The sequence below is a fragment of the Nocardia carnea genome, from assembly GCF_029869215.1.
Lineage (GTDB): Bacteria > Actinomycetota > Actinomycetes > Mycobacteriales > Mycobacteriaceae > Nocardia > Nocardia carnea_B.
Map to the genome: position 1 here is coordinate 25,218 of NZ_JARWPM010000164.1, position 15,397 is coordinate 40,614.

The following is a 15,397-nucleotide window of genomic DNA, read 5'->3' on the forward strand; positions in this document are numbered from 1 at the left end:
AAGTGGACAAAGTGTCCATATAGTTCGGAGGTTCGGGAGATGACAAAAAACACAGGTCGCGTAGCGATCATCACCGGCGGATCCGGCGGAATCGGCACGGCGAGCGCCGAGCGGCTCGCCGCCGACGGATTCTCGGTGGTCGTGCACTACGCGGGCAACAAGGACCGCGCCGAGGAGGTTGCCGGCGCGGTGACGGCCGCCGGGGGCCGAGCCGTCGCCGTGGGCGGTGATGTGGCCGACGAGTCCGCGATGGCCGATGTATTCGACCGCGCGGAAAGCGAATTCGGCGGGGTCGACGTCGTCGTGCACACCGCCGGGATCATGCCGCTGGCTCCGCTCGCGGAACTGGACCTGGAGACTTTCGACCGCGTCCAGCGCACGAACGTCCGCGGCACATTCGTCGTCGACCGGCTCGCGGCCCGCCGCGTCCGCGCAGGCGGGGCGATCATCAACTTCTCCACCTCGGTCACCCGCCTGCAACTCCCCGGTTACGGCGCCTACGCCGCTTCCAAGGGCGCGGTCGAGGCCATCACCCTCATCCTCGCGCGGGAGTTGCGCGGTCGCGATATCACTGTCAACGCCGTCGCCCCGGGGCCCACCGCGACCCCGTTGTTCCTGGAAGGCAAAAGCCCGGAGGTGATCGAGCAGATCGCGGGCAACAACCCGTTCCAGCGTCTGGGCACCCCGCAGGACATCGCCGAGACGGTGGCCTTCCTGGCCGGTCCGGCCCGCTGGGTCAATGGTCAGGTCCTCTTCACCAACGGCGGTATGGCATGAGACGGGCACCGGGCAGGTCCGCCGTATTGATCACCGGATCGGCCACCGGCATCGGCCGCCTGACCGCGGAAACGCTGGCCGCCGCGGGGCATACCGTGTACGCGACCATGCGTGATCCGTCGGGCAGCGATGCCGATGCGGCGGCGGATCTCGAAACCCTTGCGCGATCCCGCGATTGGGAGTTGCGCGTTCTCGGCCTGGACGTCACGTCGCAGGTATCGGCGGATACCGCGGTGCGGCGCATCCTCGACGAGACCGGCGAGCTGGACGTTATCGTGCACAATGCCGCGCACCTGTTCATCGGGTACGTGGAGGCGTTCACCGACAGAGACTTGGCGCGCCTGTTCGATATCAACACCCTCGGGGCACACCGGGTGAACCGTGCGGTACTGCCGTATCTGCGCGGACGCCGGTCCGGGACACTGCTCTACGTCGGCAGCACCATCCCGGTGACAACCCCGCCGTTCCTCGGGCCCTATGCGGCATCGAAGGCCGCGTTCGACTCGCTGGCCGTGGTGACCTCCTACGAGGCCGCCCAATTCGGCATCGAGACCTCGATCGTGATGCCCGGCGTGATCACCCGGGGAACGAATCACTTCGCGGACGCCGGTCACGCCGGCGACGAGCAGGTGAAGGCGCAGTACGCAGAGCTGGACCCGCTGGTCGCACGAACACACGAGGCGCACGAGCAACTGTTCCCGCCGGGTACGACCGCCGACCCGCAGCGCGTCGCGGACGAGATCGCGCGCATTCTCGCCCTCCCCGCCGGGCGTAAACCGTTCCGTTCGGTGGTCGACGCCGCACAGGCCGGTGTCGACCACGTGATGGCGTTCAGCGATCTCACCCGCGAGGCCTTCGTACGCCGGTTGGGCTACGCCGAGACCTTGGAGCTGAAGCGCTAGGCGGCCTTGTCTGTCGCACGCACTCGACGAGCACACGATCACGCCCACCGCCCTGACCTCGAGCAGCAGAAGGAAGAAAGACCATGATGAAACAGCACAGACCGCAGCCGGAACGCTGCGTCGATCACGATCCGCCGCCACCCGGAACGGGCAGGGGCACAGCACACCACCCCGACGGTGGCCGGCGCGGCCGCACCGAAGCCCCGACCAGGGCTTCACGCCGGAACCGGGGCAGGATCGGCGTCGTCTCCGCCGTAGTCGCGCTGCTCGCCCTCACCGCGTGCACCGGCGATCCCGGCCGGATCGAACGCACCGAGGCCGGCCTCGCCCGCCTCGCCATCGATTTCAGCCCCACCGCCAACAACGCCCAGCTGACCCTCGGGGTCGAGCGTGGCATCTTCGCGCGGCACGGTATCGAGATCGACCAGCGGCCCGGTACCGGAGCCAGTGCCGGTGCCGTCGCGCTCCTGCTGAACGGCCAGATCCAACTGGCAGTCAGCGAGATCACCGCGATCCCGACCGCCGCCGCGAACGGTTTCGACGTCGACGTGGTCACCTCCCTGGCGGTCGACTACGAGACCCCGGCGGGCGACGCCTCCGCCCTCGTCGTACCGGAGACCAGCCCCATCCGGTCCTTCGCCGATCTCGAGGGCCGCACGGTGGCCGTCAACGGCCTGCGCAGCTTCTTCGACCTCACGGTGCTGGAGGCCGTGCGCCTCGACGGCGGCGATCCCGAACGGGTATCCGTAGTGGCCATACCTTTCGAGGACCAGGTCGCGGCACTACGCCAGGGCAGGGTCGACGCGATCAGTACGCTGCAGCCATTCGCCGGTGTCCTCACCCGCGACGGATTCCGCTCGGTCGGCAACCCGGCGGCCGCCGCGCTCGGCCCGCACAGTGTCACCACCGTCCTGATGGGGGCGGGCGAGTTCGTCGAGGCCAATCCCGATGTGGTCCGGCGGTTCCTGACCGCGCTGGCGGAGGCAGGCCGGTACGCCAACGAACATCCCGACGAGGTCCGGCGCACGATCATCGAAACCACCGGCGCCCCGGCGGAGGCGATCGCGCAGATGCCGGTGCCGTGGTACATCACCGGGATCCAGCGCCCTGCCGCCGAGCGCACGGTCGATCTCATGGCCCGGTACGGCCGTATCGACGACCGGCTGCCGCTCGGCGAATTCGTCTGGGCCGGCTCACCGGACGCGACCCTCACCGAACCGCCGCGCGATCTGGCGGTGACCCGATGAGCACCGCACGCACTCTCGGCCACAGTGCGATGACGATGCGCCTCTGGGCACCCGTACTCGCCACCGCCATCGTTCTGGCGCTCTGGGAAATCCTGGCAGTGACCGGGGTGTTCCCGCCCGAACTACCACCGGCCACCGATATCGCCGCATGGCTCGGACAGAACCTCGCCGGCTCCGAACTGTGGGTGGCCGTGGGCCGGACCCTCGCGCACTGGCTGCTCGCGCTCGGTATCGGTATCGCGATCGGCGCCACCGTCGGCGCGCTGATGGCCCTGGTCCCGGTGGTCCACGAACTGCTGCTCGGCGTGGTGGAGTTCTTCCGCCCCATCCCGGTGGTGGTCTACCTGCCGATCATGTTGCTGCTGTTCGGTGCGCGCCCTCAGGTGGTCGTCATCCTCGCCGCGGTCGCGGCGATCTGGCCGATGCTGTTGCAGACCCTGTACGGGATGCGCGCCATCGAACCGGTCATGCGCGATACCGCACGGGTCTACGGCCTCTCGGCCCGGCAGCGGCTCGCCTGGGTCGCCGTCCCGTCGCTGCTGCCCTATTTCGCCACCGGAGTCCGGCTCGCCTCCACCATCACGCTGCTGGCCGCCGTCAGCGTCGAACTGATCGGCGCGGTGCCCGGCCTGGGCAGCACTCTGTCCACCTACGCGGCCAACGGCATCTACGACGCCGTCTACGGAATCATCGCCGTCACCGGGCTGATCGGCGTGGCCCTCGATTCCGGGCTGGAGCGCTGGGAACGCCGGGTCCTGCGCTGGCATCCCTCGCGGCGACCGCGCAACGCCTGAGGAGGCACGCTCATGAACAAGCTCGTTCTTCGTACCGTCGTCCCGCTCATCCTGCTGATCCTGTGGTGGGTCACCCCCGCCGGCAGCACCTCACCGTTCTGGCCGCCGCTACCCGATATCCTCGCCGCGTTCCGGGAGACCTGGCTGTTCGAGCGAGCCGGAAGCGATATCGTGCCCAGCCTCGCCCGCCTACTCGCCGGGCTGGTCTGCGCCGTAGTCACCGGGATCGGTCTCGGGGCCGCGATGGGCCGGCTGCCTCTGCTCGACGCGGCACTCGCACCGCTGATCCGGTTCTGCCGAGCCGTTCCGGGCCCCGCCCTGGTACCCGTCGCCGTGGTACTGCTCGGCATCGGCGATACGTCCAAGATCGCCGTAATCGCTTTTGTCAGTATCTTTCCGGTGCTGCTCAACACCGTCGACGCCGTCCGCGGCCTCGACCCGCACTGGGACGATGTGGCCCGCTCCTACCGGCTGAGCACCCGGCAGCGGGTGACCGCGGTCTATCTACCGGCCGCCGCGCCGCAGATCGCCGTGGGTATCCGCACCGGTCTCGGGATCGCCTTCATCATGATCGTGATCACCGAGCTGTATGCCGCCACGAACGGCGTCGGTTTCGTCACCCTCACCGCCCGCAATGCCTTCGACGTTCCCCAGATGTGGGCCGGCACCGTGCTCCTGGGCTTGCTGGGCGTCGCACTCAACGGGCTCTTCCTCATTCTCGAGCGGCGCGTCCTGCGCCGCCACCTCGCTATGACCACCGAAAGGAACTGACATGCTCCGGGTACGTCAACTGCACAAGACCTACGGCACCGGCACCGATGCGGTCGAAGCCGTCCGCGATCTCACCATGGAAGTCCGGGCCGGCGAGTTCGTCTGCATCGTCGGTCCTTCCGGCGCCGGCAAGACCACGCTGCTGCGTTGCCTCAGCGGCCTGTCCACGCCGACCTCGGGCACCGTCACCCTCAACGGCGCCGAGGTGACCGAACCGCCGGCGACCATGGCCTCGGTTTTCCAGGATTACAGCCGGTCACTGATGCCGTGGTTCACGGTCGCGCGCAACGTCGGCCTGCCTCTGTACAACAAGGTCCCCGATCCGGCCGAACGGCAACGGCGGGTGGCCGATTCGCTGCGCGCGGTCGGTCTCGACGGCTTCGGCTCCCGCTACCCCTGGCAGCTCTCGGGGGGCATGCAGCAGCGGGTCGCGATCGCTCGCGGCCTGGCCTACCGGCCGGAGATCTTGTTACTCGACGAGCCCTTCGCCTCGGTCGACGCCCAGACCCGCGCCGACCTCGAAGACCTCATCCTGCGTATCCGTGCCGAAACCGGCGTGACGATGGTGCTGGTGACCCACGATATCGACGAAGCCGTCTATCTCGCCGACCGCGTTGTGGTGCTGTCACCGCGCCCGAGCGTTGTCCTCGCCACCATCGGCGTGGATCTCCCCCGCCCGCGCGACCAGCTGACGACCAAGGCGTTGCCCCGGTTCGCCGAGTTACGCACCGAGGTCATGGATCTGATCCGCACGAAAGCGGTGGCCTGATCCGAACCGTGTGGCCCGGGCCCCGCTGTCGGCGTCCGGGCTACACGCACTCGTTAAGCTATATAGACAGTCTGTCCACATGATGCGGGTGCCGGCACGTGGCCCGCTCGGAAAGGAAGGTCATGTCCGACAGCACGGCCACCCGCCGGGGACGAGGCCGCAGGCCCGCGGCCGATGTGCGCGCCGAGGTGCTCACGGCGGCGGGGCGCATCCTGCTGCAGGACGGGGTCCGCGCGGTCACTTTCGACCGAGTCGCGAAAGAAGCGGGCTCGAGCAAGACGACCCTCTACAAGTGGTGGCCTTCGCCGGGCGCGCTCGCGGCCGAAGCCTTTTTCACGCAGAGCGCGCAGGCGCTCGAATTCGCCGACAGCGGCGATCTCCGCGCGGACCTCATCGCCCAGCTCACCTCCTTCGTTCGCTTGATGACGGGGACCGGTCATCCCATTACCGAGCTCATCGGCGCCGCGCAACTCGACTCGGATCTCGCGCGGGCCTGGTCGGAGAACTATGCCCTGCCGCGCCGCGAACTCGCCCGTCTCCGTTTGCAGACCGCACAACAGCAGGGCCAGCTCCGCGAGGACGCGGACCTGCACGTCATCGTCGACCAACTGTGGGGCGCCTGCTACCACCGGCTACTCGTCCTCAAGGTCCCGCTCGAGGAATCGATGGTGGAGCGCCTGGTCGACCAGGCCTTGTACGGCGCCGCGCCGCCGCGGTCCTAACCTGGGGCCATGCATATAGCCCATTTCGGTCACTCCTGCGTACTCGTCGAACTGCACGGCAAGAAGGTCCTCTTCGATCCCGGCGCGTTCTCGCACGGTTTCGAGGGTCTCACCGGATTGGATGCCATCGCCGTCACCCACCAGCACGCCGACCATATCGACCCGAACCGTATCGAGGCGCTGATCTCGGCCAATCCCGGCGCCCGGCTGCTGTCGGACCCGCAGACCGCCGAACTGCAGGACGGCCCGTGGGAGGCCGTGCACGCCGGACATGTCATCGAACTCGGCGATCTGCGGATCACCGGTGGCGGCGGCCGGCACGCGGTGATCCACCCCGACCTCCCGGTCGTCGACAACACCGTATTCCAGCTCGGCAGCGCCGAGAACCCGACCAGTTTCGTCCACCCCGGCGATTCCCTCTGGGTGCCCTACACCCCGGTGGACGTGCTGGCGATCCCGGCCGCGGCCCCATGGATGAAGATCAGCGAAGCCGTGGACTACCTGCGCGCGGTCGCCCCGCGAGCGGCGTTCCCCATCCACTACGGGATCATCGCCGAGCCGGCCTGGGGCGTGTACTTCAGCCGCCTGGACGAAATGCGCAAGAGCAATACCGAATTCACGGTCCTGACCCCGGAAAACACCACCACGTTCTGACCCGGCCCGCAATCGCCGACATCAGGGACACGCACTGAGCCCGAACCCACCGAACACCACCTCACGACCTGAACCCGCCGCCCCCGCTATCGCCGATCAGGGGCGGCGGAGCCTCAGGCCGCGCGCACCGCGGTGAGCGGTTCCCAGCGGTACACCTCACTGTGCGCCCCGTGATAGAGCGCAAGATCAACCGCGTCCAGCATGGCCTGCCGCGGCCCCGGCCGGCCGAGCTGCGCGGCCGAGACCGCGAGCCGCAGCACGCCGCCCCGCCGGGCGGTCCGGGCCGCACCGAGTACCAGCGCCCGGCACCACCACGGTTCGGCCCGGAATCCTTCGCCGATGCCGTACACCCGCGCCTTCTGCACGGTATTGCGTTCCAGATCGTGAATGCTGGTGAGCCCCAGCGAAACCCGGAAACCCAGTTCGGGCAGCGCCGCGACGGCCCCGGCGGAGGCGTCCCAGCGCGGCGCCGCGAACAGCCGGGTACGCAAACCCACCTGCTCCATCGCCCGGTCGGCGGCGGTGAGCCGCAGCAGCGCCTCGTGTTTGGGCAGTGTCGCGAATTCGGCGCGCCGCCGCTTGGTGGCCGCCTGGTCGTAGCCGTGCAGCACGATCGCGTCGCCGCGTTCCCGGCGGCCGCGTAGCCAGGTCTGTGTGGTGGGGTCGTCGGCAAGCCGGTATTTGCCCTTCAGGCGAGGCGCCACCAGCAGCGACAACCGCACGCCACGCTGATCCATCTCCTCGGCGAATCCGATCGCCGCGTCCCGGGTGGTCTCCCGGACCCCGGACACCGATACAAGTAGCTCAGCGTTCATGTACAGATAGTGGCAGTCACAGGTGACCGCCGTATGCAATACCGATGACCTATACGTGCAGGTCCGGTGACCACCCCGTGCAGCGCATATGACCGGCGCGCGAACATCCGGACACGATCCGATTGCCACCGGCCGCTCCTCGGGACCTCTCACCCGCGACCCGGCTACCTGCTCGGCCGCACTACAGCAACTCGTCCGATTTCGGAGTTCCGTCCGAAGGTGACCGTTCTGGCACCCGAACCGGTCCGGGCTCGGTACGAACGTTCTTCGGCCCGAATACCAGGATGTAGACGAGTAATCCGGCCATGACGGCCACACCGACCCACATGGACTGCTGCCATCCTGCGACGAACGATTCCTGGGCGGCCCGGATCAGTAGCGGCCCCTGATCGCCCGCGGTGTGGGCGATATCGACGGCATTGGCGACACCAACGCGTGCGATCTCGGCCGTCTCGGGCGCGATACCGTCGAGCTTGCCGTCGACGGAGTTCCGGTAGCCGGTGGCCACGAGCGCCCCGAGCAGGGCCATGCCCAGCGCGGCGCCGAATTCCCGGGTGACATCGTTGAGTGCCGAGGCCACACCCTGTTCGCCCGGCGGCAGGGAGCCGGTGATGGCATGGGTGGCGGGGGCCATGGCGAATCCCATGCCGATACCCATGGCGACGAGTCCGGGCAGGATGGACAGATAGCCGCCGTCGACGGTGGCGAAGACGGCCATCTGCGCCAGCCCCGCCCCGCTGAGCGCGATACCGATCGCCATGGTGGCGCGGGTCCCGATCCGCTCGACCAGCCCGGGCGCCAGCCCGGAGACGATCATCATCGCCAGGGCCATGGGCAGCTGGGCCAGCGTCGCGCCCAGCCCCGACCAGCCGAGCACGGCCTGGAAGAACGGGAACAACACCACCGCGATACCGGCCTGCACGCCGAAGGCGACCAGCAGAGTGAGCGAACCGCCGGCCAGACCACGCTGCCCGAAAAGCCGGACGTCGAGCAGCGCACCGTCTCGGCGCCGCAACTCCCAGGCCACGAATCCGAACGTGCCCAGCAGACCCGCGGCCAGGCCGAACAGGGTCGCGGGTGCGGTCCAGCCGCGTTCGGGGCCTTCCTGGAGCACGAAGATCAGACCGGCAACAGCCGGCACCGACAGCAACGCACCGGCGGTATCGAAGCCGTGGCGGGGGAGCTCTCGCGAGTTGGGTACCGCCGGGAGCGCGGTGGCCAGGGCGGCCAGCACCAACACGATCGGAAGGACGAACAACCACCGCCAGTCGGCGATATCGACCAGCAACGCGGACAAGAACATTCCCAAGATGCCACCGCCGCCGGCGACGCCGGTCCAGATACCGATGGCCTTACCGCGCTGCTCTTCGGGGAAGGTCGAGGTGATCACGGCCAGGGTGATCGGCATGATCATGGCCGCGCCGATACCGGCCGCCACGCGCGAACCGATCATCACCTCGGCGCCGGGGGCGAACCCGGCCACGATATTGGCGATACCGAAAACCCCGAGCCCCGCGATGAGCATGGGTTTGCGGCCCAGCCGGTCGCCGATGGCGCCCAACGGCAGCAGCAAGGCGGCCAAGGTCATGGTGTAGATATTGATGATCCACAGGATTGTGTGCTGCGAGGCGCCGAACTCGACGGCCATCTGGGTCTGGGCCACATTGAGCCCCGTCATCGACGCGATGACCGCCATCAGCGCAAGGGAGACCGCGATCAAGATGGCGCGCAGCTGAGCGGCATCCGGTGTGGGGCCGGCGGCGGCTGTAACCGCGCGGGTGGGTGGAGTGGTGTTCATGGATTCCTCCGGTAAGCGGGCACGCCGGAACAGACGCCCGGGTCGATGCCCGGGCGCCGCGGCTGGTCAGGGTTGGTGCACGGGCCCGCGCAGGAGAGCGCGGGCCTTTCGATCAGGTGGTCGCCCGGGCGGCGGCGAGGGCCGCGTCGGTGTCGGCGGTGGCGAGCACGGCGTTGATATGCGCGCCGGCCAATGCCCCCGCGGCCGCGGCGGCGCCGACCTGAGCCGCGAGGTCGGCGGCGTTGCCCGCCACCCACACGCCCGGGATATCGGTGGTGCCGGCCATTCCGGAAGCGAACCGGCGGCCCATGTTCTCGAGGTCTTCGGCCGGCAGCCCGAGCCCTTCCAATCCCGCGGTGCGGGCCTGCATGTAGGTGGCGACCGCGAGAACACGGCGGGCGACGACCCGGCCGTCTGCCATCCGGACACCGGCGAGGGTGCCGTCCGCGGCGGTGACAACCTCGTCTACCGCGCCCTCGACGACGGTGATATCGCGGGCGGCGAAGCGCGCGCGGGTCTCGGCGTCGAGTTCGGTCGCGCCGGTGAAATAGCTCAGGTCATCGCTCAGCTGCCGGAACAGCAACGCGTGGTGGATCGAATTGGGACCGGTGGCGATGACACCGATGGGTTCGTCGCGAACCTCCCAGCCGTGGCAGTAGGGACAGTGGACGACGCTGCGCCCCCAGTGGGCGGCCAGGCCGGGAATCTCGGGCAGCACATCGCGCAGCCCGGTGGCCACCAGTACGCGGCGCGCGCTGAGCCGGCGGCCGTCGCTCGTGGTGACGGTGAACCGCAGGTCACCGTCCGCGGACGGGGTGGCGGGTTCGGCGGCGGCGACCGTCGCGTGCACCACGCGGCCACCGTAATTGCGCACTTGCTCGCGGCCACGTTCGAGCAGTTGCGCGGGCGGGGTGCCGTCGAGCACGAGGAATCCGTGCATGGCTTCGGCGGGGGCGTTGCGCGGGTCCGCGCTGTCGATCACCACGACCGAACGCCGTGAGCGGGCCAGTATCAGCGCCCCGTTGAGGCCCGCGGCGCCGCCGCCGATCACCACGACATCGACGGTGTGGTCGGGTAGCGGGTCGGACAGGTAGGTGAAAGCGGTCTCGGCCATATCGGTACCTTTCGGGCTGGTCCAGGAGTTCCGGTTTCCGGAACGACCCTAACCACGGTTTGCCGATGAGGCATACACTGTTGCTTATGACGCAAGAAGATGGCGATCTGGACAGCCTCGTACGCAAACGCATCCGCGCCCTGCGAGTGGCGCAGGGGTGGTCGCTGGAGGAACTGGCGAGCCGTGCGCACCTGAGCCAGTCCAGCCTGTCCCGGATCGAGAACGGACAGCGCCGCCTGGCACTCGACCAGCTGGTCACCCTCGCCCGCGCGCTGGACACCAGCCTCGACCAACTGGTCGAGACCTCCGCCGACGACGTGATCATCAACCCCACGATCAACGCCGCGCACGGCATCCTGCGCTGGTCGATCCAGAGCCGGCCCGATGTCAGCGTGGTGCGCCGGCGTCTGACCCAGCCACCGCCGGACAACCCGGCGCGTATGCGCGCACACCCCGGCCGCGAATGGCTGCTCGTACTCTCGGGCACCGCGGTCCTGATGCTCGGACACCGGCGCTTCCGGGTCGAGACCAACCAGGCCGCGGAGTTCCCCACCATGCTGCCGCACGAAATCGGCGCCGAAGGCGGGCCGTGCGAAATACTCGGCATCTTCGATCGCGACGCCCGGCGCGGTCACCAGCGTGACGGCCAGGACGATCCGGACACCGAAGGCCCGGCGGGCGGCACCGCCGACTGACTTGCCCCTTATGCGCAGACGGCACCCATCGCGACACTATTCTTGCGCGTCCCGGGATGATGCTTGCCATCCGAGCATGACGGCTTAGCGTGGAGGTCATGCCGCACACCCACCCGGCCCACACCCACCACACCACGGACCACCCCGCGGACTCCGCCGCCCTGGCCGAAATCCTCGAACTGGACGCCCAGGCCCTCGCCGAGCACACCGCCGCCGTCATCGCGTGGTTGCCCGTCCGGGCAACGCCACGCGCGATCGTCGACCTGGGTGCCGGCACGGGCGCCGGTACCTTCGCCCTACTCGGGCAGTTTCCCGACGCATATGTGCGGGCGGTCGATTCCTCGGTCGATCATCTCGCCCGGCTGCGCGGGAAAGCCTGCGCCACCGGGCTCACCGGACGTATCGACACCATCGCCGCCGACCTCGACGCCGGCACCTGGCCCGACCTGGGCACACCGGATCTGGTCTGGGCTTCGGCGTCCCTGCACCACCTGGCGGACCCGGTCGGCGCGCTGGGCAAGGTCGGCACCGCGCTCGATCCCGACGGGCTGCTGGCCGTCGTGGAACTGGCCGGCCTCCCCCGGTTCCTGCCACCGGCCGCGCCGGCCGAACGACCCGGACTCGAGGACCGCTGTCACGACGCCGCCGACGCGCTGCACGCCGGACATCTCCCGCACCGGGGCGCGGATTGGGCGCCCCTGCTGTCGGCGGCCGGGCTCACCGTCGAAGATGTGCGCACCTTCGTCATCGAAGTGCCCGCGGCGGAAAACCCGGCCGTGGGCCGCTACGCGCTCGCGACGCTACGACAGCTACGCGAGCGCGTAGCGGCGATGATCCCGGCCGAAGACCACACCGCCCTCGATCGGCTCCTCGACACCACCGGCCCCCACAGCATCCTGGACCGCACCGACCTGGCGCTGCGGACCGAGCGCACCGTCTGGGCTGCCCGGCGTACCGCCTAGTTGTCCCCTGCCCCGACCGTATCCAGCACCCAGGCGTACTCGAACGCGACCTCGCGCCACTTCTCGTAGCGGCCGCTGACTCCGCCGTGCCCGGCGCTCATTTCGGTTTTCAGCAGTAGCGGAGCGTCACCGGTTTTGGTGGCGCGCAGTTTCGCGACCCATTTCGCCGGTTCCACGTACAGCACGCGGGTGTCGTTGATGCTGGTGATCGCGAGAATGGCCGGATAGTCCTGCGCCACGACGTTCTCGTAGGGCGAATACGATTTCATGTATTCGTAGACATCTTTGTCCGCCAACGGATTTCCCCACTCGTCCCATTCGATCACGGTGAGTGGCAGTGACGGGTCGAGAATGGAGGTCAGCGGGTCGACGAACGGGACGTTGGCCAGGATCCCGGCGAACAGCTCAGGCGCCATATTCGCCACGGCGCCCACCAGCAGACCGCCCGCGCTGCCGCCGTCGGCGATCATCCTGTCGGCAGCGGTGGTGCCGTTGTCGATGAGATGCCGGGCGCAGGCGATGAAATCGGTGAAGGTGTTCTTCTTGGTGAGGGTTTTGCCGTTCTCGTACCACAGCCGGCCCATTTCGCCGCCGCCGCGCACATGGGCGATGGCGAAGACCATCCCGCGATCCAGCAGCGATAACCGCGATACCGAGAATCCGGGATCCATACTGGCCTCGTACGAGCCGTAACCGTAGAGCAGCAACGGTTTCGGGCCGGTGGCCAGGTCGGTATCGCGGCGCGCGACGACGGAGATCGGGATCCGGGTGCCGTCCGCGGCCACCGCCCAATCCCGGTGCTGCACATAGTCGGCGGCGTCGTAGCCACCGAGCACCGGCTGTTCCTTGCGCAGCAGCAGTTCGCCGGTCTGCACGACATAGTCGAATACCTGCGTCGGAGTGATGAACGAGGTCAGCCCGACCCGCAGCGTGGGCTGATCCCATTCCGGGCACGAGCCGAGGCCGGCGCTGTAGAGCTCCAGATCGAATTCGATTTCGCGCAGTTCGCCGTACCCGTCCGGGCCGAGCGGCCATACCGCGACCCGCGGCAGCGCCTCCCGCCGATAACTGAGCACCAGTTGTCCGGCGAACGCGTCGATATCCTCGAGCCGCACATCGTCGCGGTGGCCGATGAGGGTGCGCAATTGCGCGGGATCCGCGGCGGGTGCCTCGGCCAGCACGAAGTTCTCCGCCTTCACGCCGTCGACCACATCGTTGTGCAGGATCAGGAACCGGTCCTGCCCCGCGATCACCGCGTGCTCGGCCGCGTACTCCACCCCTTCGCGGCGGGGCAGCAGCACCCGGAACTCGCCCGTCGGGTTATCGGATTCCAGTACCCAGCCCTCGGTGGTGATCTTGGAGCCGACCCAGATCATCAGGTACTTCTCCGACCGGGTGCCGCCGATACTCACCCAGTACCGCTCGTCCGGCTCGTGGAAGACCTTGACGTCGTCCGCGGTCGGGGTGCCCAGGCGGTGCCGCCACACGGTATCGGGCCGCCACGATTCGTCGACCGTCTGATAGAAGACGTGGCTGCCGTCGAGCGACCAGGTGGCGCCGGGCGCGGTCCGCGCGATCTCGTCGCCGAGCAGTTCGCCGGTGCGCAGATCCTTGAAGCGCAGCGTGTAGCGCTCGTCGCCGGCCGTATCCACCGAGAAGGCCAGCAGGTTGCCGTCGTGGCTCACCGAGAACGCGCCGAGGGCGAAGAAATCGTGCCCTTCGGCCAGTTCGTTGCTGTCCAGCAGTACCTGCTCACCGGGGATCTCGGTATCGGCCTCCAGTTGCGGCGGGGTCCAGGCATCGATACCGGCCGCGTTCGCGTCGATCGGGCAGCGGCACTGCACGCCGTACTGTTTGCCCTCGTAGCTACGCGAGTAGTACCAGTACTCGCCCAGCCGGGTGGGCACCGACAGATCGGTCTCCTGGGTGCGGGATTTGATCTCGTCGAAGATCTTCTCCCGTAGCGGGGCGAGATGGGCTGTCTGCGCCTCGGTGTAGGCGTTCTCGGCCTCGAGGTAGGCGATGACCTCGGGGTTCTCCTTGTCCCGCAACCATTCGTAGTCGTCGACGAAACGATCGCCGTGGTGCACCCGCTCCTGCGGCACCGTCTTCGCCGCCGGCGCCGTCACCGCCTCGGTCATCGGACCCGCACTGTCAGCCATGGCCCCCACCGTAGCGGCCCCGCCCGACACCCGGACAAGCCACCGACACTCCGCGCCTACGCCCCGATCGCGCGGCCGACCACCGGCCAGGACGCCTTGAGGTGGTCGTTCCAGTACGACCAGGAATGCGTGCCGACCGGGCTGTAATCCACCCGGATGGGCAATCCCGCCGCCCGCGCCCGCCGCTCGAAGCCGATCACACAGGTATCGACCGCGAACTCGATCGGCCCGCCCAGCACGATGTTCTCCGGCAGCTGCGGTTTCAGTTCCAGCTCGTGCGGACCCGGCAGACCGGTGCCGGTGGACAGGTACAGGGTCTTGCCCCGCAACCGGTCCAGCATCAGCGCCGGATCGTGGGCCGCCCATTCCGGGCTGCCACCGGGACCCCACATATTGTCGGGGTTACCACCGCGAGTGAGGATCGAGAACTGCACCGCGCCGGTGGCCATCCCCGTATCGGGGCAGGCGCTGTACCCGGCGACCGCGGTGTAGAGGGCCGGATGCCGCGCCGCGAGGATATAGGCCGCATGCCCGCCCATCGACAGCCCGCCGATCGCGTTCACCCCGTTGCCGGCGAAATTGGCGTCGATGATCGGCGGCAGTTCCTGGGTGAGGAAGGTTTCCCACTTGTAGTGGCCGAGGTTCGGATCGGGACGGCGCCAGTCGGTGAAATAGCTGGCCTTCCCGCCGACCGGCAGCACCACGTTCACGTTCTTGCCCAGGAAGAACGGTTCGGCGTCGGTGGCGTTGGTCCAGGTGCTCTGGCCTATTCCGGGGTCGAGCCCGTCGAGCAGGTAATAGCTGGGCCGCGAGCCGCCGCCCGCGGGATGCAGCACCTGCACCTGGACGACCTGATTCATCGCGGGCGAGGCGATGAACACGGCGGACCTGGTGGGGCTGAGCGCGTCGATCCCGACGATCTCGGCCGCGGCCGCTGGGACAGGTCGCGCGACGGTGAGTCCGGCAGCCAAGCCGACCACCCCCAGCATGAGTACAGCTAATCGATGAAACCGCACGTCCACACCTCCGTATCCCCACCCAGAACTCGGCGTAGGCCAACGCACACCATCATGCCCCGGTCATGACATCGGCATTCAGCATTCGAACAGCAAACAGCGGAAAGTTATTGAGACACGATCTTACGTGTCCCCGGCCGCCGCCCCCGCGAAACCGCTCCGCGACTGGGAATCCCACCCAGCGAACCCGCCCGGCCGC

Annotated in this window: 15 protein-coding genes; 10 read left to right on the top strand and 5 right to left on the bottom strand. The window is 68.6% G+C overall.

What is annotated here, in order from left to right; genetic code table 11:
- Nucleotides 1-39: 39 nt before the first annotated feature.
- The 8 genes from QH276_RS11155 (at nt 40) to QH276_RS11190 (ending at nt 6,636) form a co-directional block, all read left to right on the top strand.
- Entirely contained in the window at nt 40-777 is a 738-nt protein-coding gene (locus QH276_RS11155) for an SDR family oxidoreductase (RefSeq protein ID WP_280402370.1), read from the top strand.
- Nucleotides 774-1,679 carry an SDR family NAD(P)-dependent oxidoreductase gene (locus QH276_RS11160; protein ID WP_280402371.1) on the top strand — a complete coding sequence of 302 codons (906 nt, stop codon included), beginning with the start codon at nt 774-776 and terminating at the stop codon, nt 1,677-1,679. Before QH276_RS11155 ends, QH276_RS11160 begins: the two co-directional genes overlap by 4 nt.
- 83 nt (nt 1,680-1,762) lie before the next feature.
- Nucleotides 1,763-2,926: an ABC transporter substrate-binding protein gene (locus tag QH276_RS11165; RefSeq protein WP_280402372.1), complete on the top strand. Its 1,164-nt coding sequence runs from the start codon at nt 1,763-1,765 to the stop codon at nt 2,924-2,926.
- The gene (locus QH276_RS11170; protein WP_280402373.1) at nt 2,923-3,720 is read left to right on the top strand and encodes an ABC transporter permease; all 798 of its coding nucleotides are present in this window, start codon (nt 2,923-2,925) and stop codon (nt 3,718-3,720) included. Before QH276_RS11165 ends, QH276_RS11170 begins: the two co-directional genes overlap by 4 nt.
- A 12-nt stretch (nt 3,721-3,732) precedes the next feature.
- Nucleotides 3,733-4,491: an ABC transporter permease gene (locus QH276_RS11175; protein WP_280402374.1), complete on the top strand. Its 759-nt coding sequence runs from the start codon at nt 3,733-3,735 to the stop codon at nt 4,489-4,491.
- 1 nt (nt 4,492) lies between these two features.
- Nucleotides 4,493-5,260, top strand: coding sequence for an ABC transporter ATP-binding protein (locus QH276_RS11180; protein WP_280402375.1), 768 nt, complete (start codon nt 4,493-4,495; stop codon nt 5,258-5,260).
- Between the two features lie 122 nt (nt 5,261-5,382).
- Nucleotides 5,383-5,982: a TetR/AcrR family transcriptional regulator gene (locus QH276_RS11185; RefSeq protein ID WP_280402376.1), complete on the top strand. Its 600-nt coding sequence runs from the start codon at nt 5,383-5,385 to the stop codon at nt 5,980-5,982.
- 9 nt (nt 5,983-5,991) lie between these two features.
- Nucleotides 5,992-6,636: an MBL fold metallo-hydrolase gene (locus QH276_RS11190; RefSeq protein WP_280402377.1), complete on the top strand. Its 645-nt coding sequence runs from the start codon at nt 5,992-5,994 to the stop codon at nt 6,634-6,636.
- Nucleotides 6,637-6,749: 113 nt separating this feature from the next.
- Here QH276_RS11190 and QH276_RS11195 read toward each other — a convergent pair whose 3' ends face one another.
- The 3 genes from QH276_RS11195 to QH276_RS11205 all read right to left on the bottom strand — a co-directional run bounded on the left by QH276_RS11195 (nt 6,750) and on the right by QH276_RS11205 (nt 10,363).
- Nucleotides 6,750-7,451, bottom strand: a complete 702-nt coding sequence (locus tag QH276_RS11195; RefSeq protein ID WP_280402378.1) for a DUF2334 domain-containing protein — start codon at nt 7,449-7,451, stop codon at nt 6,750-6,752.
- A gap of 181 nt (nt 7,452-7,632) precedes the next feature.
- On the bottom strand, nt 7,633-9,249 hold the full coding sequence (locus tag QH276_RS11200; protein WP_280401085.1) for an MFS transporter: 1,617 nt from the start codon (nt 9,247-9,249) through the stop codon (nt 7,633-7,635).
- 112 nt (nt 9,250-9,361) lie between these two features.
- On the bottom strand, nt 9,362-10,363 hold the full coding sequence (locus tag QH276_RS11205; RefSeq protein WP_280401084.1) for an NAD(P)/FAD-dependent oxidoreductase: 1,002 nt from the start codon (nt 10,361-10,363) through the stop codon (nt 9,362-9,364).
- Between the two features lie 86 nt (nt 10,364-10,449).
- Here QH276_RS11205 and QH276_RS11210 point away from each other — a divergent pair, with 86 nt between their 5' ends.
- On the top strand, nt 10,450-11,058 hold the full coding sequence (locus tag QH276_RS11210) for a helix-turn-helix domain-containing protein (RefSeq protein WP_280401083.1): 609 nt from the start codon (nt 10,450-10,452) through the stop codon (nt 11,056-11,058).
- A 98-nt stretch (nt 11,059-11,156) separates the two neighbouring features.
- Complete coding sequence (locus QH276_RS11215) at nt 11,157-12,020, top strand: class I SAM-dependent methyltransferase (RefSeq protein WP_280401082.1); 864 nt, start codon at nt 11,157-11,159, stop codon at nt 12,018-12,020.
- Here the strand turns inward: QH276_RS11215 and QH276_RS11220 are convergent.
- Together QH276_RS11220 and QH276_RS11225 are read right to left on the bottom strand one after the other, a co-directional pair.
- Nucleotides 12,017-14,182 carry a S9 family peptidase gene (locus QH276_RS11220; protein ID WP_280401081.1) on the bottom strand — a complete coding sequence of 722 codons (2,166 nt, stop codon included), beginning with the start codon at nt 14,180-14,182 and terminating at the stop codon, nt 12,017-12,019. The two genes, QH276_RS11215 and QH276_RS11220, sit on opposite strands and share 4 nt — an antisense overlap.
- Before the next feature lie 56 nt (nt 14,183-14,238).
- Nucleotides 14,239-15,171 (bottom strand): alpha/beta hydrolase, encoded by a 933-nt coding sequence (locus QH276_RS11225; RefSeq protein ID WP_280401086.1) that lies wholly within the window; start codon nt 15,169-15,171, stop codon nt 14,239-14,241.
- Between the last annotated feature and the right edge of the window lie 226 nt (nt 15,172-15,397).

Bases quoted from the DNA above. Each gene is read 5' to 3' on its own strand.
- QH276_RS11155 (WP_280402370.1), top strand. From the start codon at position 40: ATGACAAAAAACACAGGTCGCGTAGCGATCATCACCGGCGGATCCGGC.
- QH276_RS11160 (WP_280402371.1), top strand. From the start codon at position 774: ATGAGACGGGCACCGGGCAGGTCCGCCGTATTGATCACCGGATCGGCC.
- QH276_RS11165 (WP_280402372.1), top strand. From the start codon at position 1,763: ATGATGAAACAGCACAGACCGCAGCCGGAACGCTGCGTCGATCACGAT.
- QH276_RS11170 (WP_280402373.1), top strand. From the start codon at position 2,923: ATGAGCACCGCACGCACTCTCGGCCACAGTGCGATGACGATGCGCCTC.
- QH276_RS11175 (WP_280402374.1), top strand. From the start codon at position 3,733: ATGAACAAGCTCGTTCTTCGTACCGTCGTCCCGCTCATCCTGCTGATC.
- QH276_RS11180 (WP_280402375.1), top strand. From the start codon at position 4,493: ATGCTCCGGGTACGTCAACTGCACAAGACCTACGGCACCGGCACCGAT.
- QH276_RS11185 (WP_280402376.1), top strand. From the start codon at position 5,383: ATGTCCGACAGCACGGCCACCCGCCGGGGACGAGGCCGCAGGCCCGCG.
- QH276_RS11190 (WP_280402377.1), top strand. From the start codon at position 5,992: ATGCATATAGCCCATTTCGGTCACTCCTGCGTACTCGTCGAACTGCAC.
- QH276_RS11195 (WP_280402378.1), bottom strand. From the start codon at position 7,451: ATGAACGCTGAGCTACTTGTATCGGTGTCCGGGGTCCGGGAGACCACC.
- QH276_RS11200 (WP_280401085.1), bottom strand. From the start codon at position 9,249: ATGAACACCACTCCACCCACCCGCGCGGTTACAGCCGCCGCCGGCCCC.
- QH276_RS11205 (WP_280401084.1), bottom strand. From the start codon at position 10,363: ATGGCCGAGACCGCTTTCACCTACCTGTCCGACCCGCTACCCGACCAC.
- QH276_RS11210 (WP_280401083.1), top strand. From the start codon at position 10,450: ATGACGCAAGAAGATGGCGATCTGGACAGCCTCGTACGCAAACGCATC.
- QH276_RS11215 (WP_280401082.1), top strand. From the start codon at position 11,157: ATGCCGCACACCCACCCGGCCCACACCCACCACACCACGGACCACCCC.
- QH276_RS11220 (WP_280401081.1), bottom strand. From the start codon at position 14,182: ATGGCTGACAGTGCGGGTCCGATGACCGAGGCGGTGACGGCGCCGGCG.
- QH276_RS11225 (WP_280401086.1), bottom strand. From the start codon at position 15,171: ATGCTGGGGGTGGTCGGCTTGGCTGCCGGACTCACCGTCGCGCGACCT.